The 249-nt window shown below is 60.6% G+C and carries 1 protein-coding gene; it reads right to left on the reverse strand.

Annotated features, from left to right (window positions below; translation table 11 throughout):
• Positions 1–63: 63 nt before the first annotated feature.
• Positions 64–249, reverse strand: a 186-nt coding sequence (locus tag AAEZ05_RS29615) for a hypothetical protein (RefSeq protein ID WP_350650199.1), incomplete at its 5' end; no start/stop codon positions are given.

Below are 249 nucleotides of genomic sequence, written 5' to 3' on the forward strand. Positions count from 1 at the left end.
GTGCCACCGCGTTTCTTCCACTGTTGATTTTCCGACCAGCAAGCCGCAACCGCGCTCGCGTGATCAGCCGTCCTCGCCGGAGAGATCAGCCAGCAGGACAGCGAGGTCTTGCGATGCATGAACGACCCGCAGAATACGCGGGGGATTCTGGTCCGGCTCGTAGACGATCAGATAGGGGAAACGCCTCAGCACAAAAAAGCGGAATCGCTCGGGCGCGAATTCAGTGCGGACGGGCCCAATCATCGGGTG

Origin of the sequence: Pseudomonas sp. HY13-MNA-CIBAN-0226, from assembly GCF_040310305.1 — a bacterium.
GTDB lineage: Bacteria > Pseudomonadota > Gammaproteobacteria > Pseudomonadales > Pseudomonadaceae > Aquipseudomonas > Aquipseudomonas gregormendelii.